Annotated in this window: 3 protein-coding genes and 1 tRNA gene; 1 reads left to right on the forward strand and 3 read right to left on the reverse strand. The window is 53.8% G+C overall.

The genetic code is table 11. The features are described from left to right. Nucleotides 1-313 precede the first annotated feature (313 nt). From H598_RS0120480 to fadI, 3 genes are all read right to left on the reverse strand, one after another. Entirely contained in the window at nt 314-505 is a 192-nt protein-coding gene (locus tag H598_RS0120480; RefSeq protein ID WP_028114673.1) for a hypothetical protein, read from the reverse strand. A gap of 113 nt (nt 506-618) precedes the next feature. After that, nucleotides 619-2,742, reverse strand: coding sequence for a fatty acid oxidation complex subunit alpha FadJ (fadJ, locus tag H598_RS0120485; protein ID WP_028114674.1), 2,124 nt, complete (start codon nt 2,740-2,742; stop codon nt 619-621). Next, nucleotides 2,742-4,052 carry an acetyl-CoA C-acyltransferase FadI gene (fadI, locus tag H598_RS0120490; RefSeq protein ID WP_028114675.1) on the reverse strand — a complete coding sequence of 437 codons (1,311 nt, stop codon included), beginning with the start codon at nt 4,050-4,052 and terminating at the stop codon, nt 2,742-2,744. Before fadI ends, fadJ begins: the two co-directional genes overlap by 1 nt. 396 nt (nt 4,053-4,448) lie before the next feature. Here fadI and H598_RS0120495 point away from each other — a divergent pair. Beyond that, a tRNA-Met gene (locus tag H598_RS0120495) sits at nt 4,449-4,525 on the forward strand. Nucleotides 4,526-4,660 lie beyond the last annotated feature (135 nt).

A 4,660-nucleotide genomic window follows, 5' to 3' on the forward strand; every position in this document is an offset into this window, starting at 1 on the left:
GTGCCATGGATCAAGCTGTCTGAGCAGAACCAGCAAGTCGCCGGTTCGGTGCCATGGATCAAGCTGTCTGAATCAACAACCGCCTAACTCAAACCAGGCGTTGATATTCACCCTGTATAGAAGGAGCACGCATCATGATCAAAATGATAGCCACACTATTTAGGGCCACACTGATTCGTAAGCCTCGCAAACGAATCAACGCTGAATTGGATATCAGAGAAGTACCGGCAGGGAGCTGGTGGTCGTAAATTGACAGGTCATCGCCACAAGGTGGCAACCATAAGACCTTTACTCTAGGAGCCTTCGGGCTCCTTTATATTTTCCAGATAACGTTGCCCTGGCCACGGCATTGCAGCATGGCCATGCGGCGATGTACCTGAAACAGAGGCCAGACTAAAGGGCCGCACAGCAAGCCGGCAACAGCCCAGGTTTTTGGCGCCAGGCCGTTTTTCAAGGCTTCGGCATAAAAGAACAGAGCACTTGCGAATGCCAGTATCAACCACATCACGTTTCTTCTCACTACCGCGCCACACCAACAAGCCGAGCATTATATAGTCAGCTCAAAAACTGTCCAATAAAAAAGGCGGCTTGCGCCGCCTCTTATTGAACCCCGATCACTTAGTCGTAAAAATGGCGCCCCTCTTCGGCCATCTTCACCAGATACTCACTGGGAGCAAACCGATCGCCAAACTTGCTCTGGTAGCCCTGCAGTATCTCAACCAGGCGCTTTTGCCCCAGCGAGTCGATATAGCGGAACGGCCCCCCCAGGAACGGCGGAAAACCGATGCCAAAGATGGCACCAATATCACCGTCTCGTGCGGACGCGATGATGCCCTCATCCAGGCAGCGAACCGCTTCGTTCAGCATATGCACCACACAGCGCTCAGACATCTCAGAGTCCGACAGGCGCCCCTGAGGAGTAATGCCTAACACCTTGTATACGCTCTCATCGACGGGCTTAGGCCCCTTTTTCTTACCATTAAACTGGTAGAAACCCTTACCATTCTTGCGACCTTTACGGTCATCCGCCAAAAGTTTGGCGAAAGCCGGTGGGGCCGCGAACCGAGATCCCAATTCCGCCTCTAAAATCGGCGAAATTTTGGCGCCCACATCGATACCTACCTCATCCAAAAGTGTAACTGGACCGACAGGAAAACCGAATTTAACCAGTGCCTTATCTAACTTTTCAATGGGTTCACCCTCTAAAACCAGGGTGGCAGCCTCATTCATATAGGGGGCTAAAATACGATTTACATAGAACCCGGCACAATCTTGAACCACAATGGGTGTTTTACCCTGTTTCTTAGCGAAAGCGACCGTGGTAGCAATGGTCTGAGCAGAAGTGGACTTATGAGCGATAACTTCCGCCAGTGGCATCTTTTCCACCGGTGAGAAATAGTGCAGACCGATGACGTTTTCTGGTCGCTGAGCCGCCTGGGCGATCTGTCCAATGGGCAGCGAAGAGGTATTGGTGGCAAAAATGGTACTGTCTGAGCAATGCGCCTCAACGTCTTTCACCATCTGATGCTTCAGCCCCAGATCTTCAAACACCGCCTCTACCACAATGTCGACATCTTTAATGCCCTGATAATCGGTGGTACCGGTCATCATCGCCATCGCCTTATCCCGTTCGGCCTCGGTGATATGACGGCGTTTTACTTTCTTATCCAACTGCTTCCAGGTTGACCCCAGTGCCATGGAGATCCCTTGATGGGAGATGTCTTTGATCCGCACAGGCACCTTAGCCTTGATGGCGGTGACATTGGCAATACCGCCGCCCATCAACCCGCCCCCAAGTACCATGGCGCGTTCAATCTTCTCTGGCTTGACGTCGCCGGCACCGGTTTCCTTCTTCATTTCTGTGGTCGCAAAGAAGATCGACCGCAACGCCGCAGATTCCGGCGACATCACCAGATCCGCAAAGTGACGCGCTTCCAGTTTCAGTCCCGACTCCAGATCCTTGGTCGACGCTTTGACGCACTCGATGATCTTTGCCGGTGCCGGGTAGTTGCCCTGAGTCTTGGCCATCACCGTCTTCAATGCCTGATCGAAGATCACGTTACGCCCGACCGGTGTCGCCTCCAGCAGTTTCTCTACCCCTTTCAATTTCGGTTTAGCCGCTTTGCGTTTGCCTTTACCGATCCATTTCTTGGCAGCACTGAGCAACACCGTGTTTGGCACCATCTCATCGGCGACGCCCAACTTGACCGCCTGCTTAGCGCGAAGTTGCTTACCGGTCAGCATCATGTCCAGCGACTTAGCGATGCCCACCAGCTTAGGCAGCCGCTGGGTGCCACCGCCACCAGGCAAGATGCCCAACTGCACTTCCGGCAATCCCAGCACCGTTTTGGCGTGGTTACTGATCACCCGGTAATCGCAGGCCAGCGCCAACTCCAAGCCCCCTCCCAAACAGGGGCCATGAATGGCGGCGACCACAGGTAAAGGCAGCCGCGATAACTCGTTGAGCAACTTGTGCCCATCCCGGGACAGGGTGTACACATCCTCAGCGGTCTGGCAGTCTGCCAACATATTGATGTCAGCGCCGGCGATAAAAGAATCCGGCTTGCCAGACGTAAACACGATCCCGAGCAGATCGCTGCGGCTTTTGATGAAATCCAGTACCTGTCGCACCTCTTCACCAAACTCGCTGCGTAAGGTGTTCATGGTTTCGCCGGGCACATCCATGGTAATGACGGCGATCTTGTCATTGCCGACTTCTACCTGAAAGCTATCTGTCTTCATTACTCTACCTCCAGAACCATTGCTGCGCCCAGACCACCGGCGGCACACGCGGTGGTTAGCCCCACGCCACCACCACGACGTTTTAATTCATTACACATCTGAGTGATCAACCGTGCACCGGTTGCCGCAAAGGGGTGACCGTAAGCCAGAGAGCCGCCCATCACATTGAATTTATCCATGTCGATGTCGCCAATGGCAGCGCTGCGGCCCAACTTTTCCTCGGCAAAACGTTTGGATTCAAACATCTTCATATTGGCCAGTGCCTGAGCCGCAAACGCCTCGTGCATCTCGATCAGATCCAGGTCGGCAAGGGTCATACCGGCACGGTCCAGGGCCAACGGAGTGGCATAAGAGGGTCCCATCAACATGTCATCAAACACATCGATGGCGGCAAAGCCCCAACTGCGGATGTAACCGATCGGCTCGTAGCCCAGCGCCTTGGCCTTGGACTCCGGCATCATAATCAGCGCCGAGGCGCCATCGGTCAGCGGGGTGGAGTTAGCGGCCGTTACCGAGCCGTGCTTGCGATCAAACACCGGCTTCAGAGTACTCAACTTCTCGATTTTGGCATCACCCCGGACGTTGTTGTCCTCACTGATAAAGCCCTTATAAGGGGGGACATGGCAGGTCATCACCTCGTTAGCCATCACACCGGACTTCCAGTTTTTGGCCGCCAGGTGATGAGAGCGAATGGCCATGGCGTCCTGGTCGGCGCGGCTGATTTGATGGGTCTTGGCCATCTGTTCGGCGGTTTGTCCCATGGAGATGCCGGTGGAGTACTCGGCCACCGCCGGTGGAACCGGCGCCAGATCCTTGAGCCCCAGACGGCGGAAGATGGCAATGCGCTGCCCGAGGGTTCGGGCCTTGGTCAGATCCACCAGCGCACGGGCGAGCTTGGTTGACACCGTGATTGGCAATACTGAGCTGGAGTCGGAACCACCGGCGATGCCCACATCCACCGTGCCCGCCATAATCGATTCGGCAATGTTCACGGTCGATTGGAAGGAGGTGGCACAGGCCCGGGTCACGCTGTAGGCATCGGTATGGACGTTCATTCCGGTTCCCAGAACGATCTCACGGGCAATGTTCGGCGCTTTTGGCATCTGGATAACCTGGCCATAGACCAGTTGATCCACACTCTGTGGATCCAAGTCGTATCGGGACATCAATTCCGATACCACCATCTTACCCATGTCTAACGCCGATACACCGTGAAACGCCGTCGCCTGGCGGGCAAAAGGCGTTCTTAGTCCCGCAACTATGGCAATCCGGTCTCCACTTCGGGTTGTGACCTCTTGTCTTTTATTCATCGTTTGTCCTCTCGATGTACCCTGTTCAACCCCAACGCCGGAACCCCATCCCAGCAAGGTCTGACCAGTAAAGTGTGATCCGATTCTAACTTTTAATGGCGAAGTTTCAAACAGCCATATTGAACAAACACTCTAACCAACCACTAAATCCCTCTAATTCAGCCCATTAACCCTGTTAGTCTACCGCGAGAACTAGTAGGTGTTTATGAGACTCTGTTTGACTTCGACGATCACCTAAATCCGGCCACGACTCGCTATTTGATTCGCCTGTGAGCCATTTTTCACCACTCGCGTATACAAACAGGCCCAGGTGTCGCATAAATCGTCACACGAACCAAAAATAGTGAAATAGTGCTTGAGCTACTCGCTCAATTCGCTATAGTGCATGGCCTCGGTCGCGGGGTGGAGCAGCTTGGTAGCTCGTCGGGCTCATAACCCGAAGGTCGTCAGTTCAAATCTGGCCCCCGCAACCAATTTATACCTCTGGAGAGAGTTAAAACACTTATTACTCTGGAGAGAGCTAAAACACTCAACAATTCGATTCCCCTTTAGTTCAGTCGGTAGAACGGTGGACTGTTAATCCATATGTCGCTGGTTCAAGTCCAGCA

This window comes from Ferrimonas kyonanensis DSM 18153 (assembly GCF_000425405.1).
GTDB classification, from domain to species: Bacteria; Pseudomonadota; Gammaproteobacteria; order Enterobacterales; family Shewanellaceae; genus Ferrimonas; species Ferrimonas kyonanensis.

What these genes read in the sequence shown, in the direction of transcription:
- fadJ (WP_028114674.1), bottom strand. Translation starts at nt 2,742, where the DNA reads ATGAAGACAGATAGCTTTCAGGTAGAAGTCGGCAATGACAAGATCGCC.
- fadI (WP_028114675.1), bottom strand. Translation starts at nt 4,052, where the DNA reads ATGAATAAAAGACAAGAGGTCACAACCCGAAGTGGAGACCGGATTGCC.
- H598_RS0120480 (WP_028114673.1), bottom strand. Translation starts at nt 505, where the DNA reads ATGTGGTTGATACTGGCATTCGCAAGTGCTCTGTTCTTTTATGCCGAA.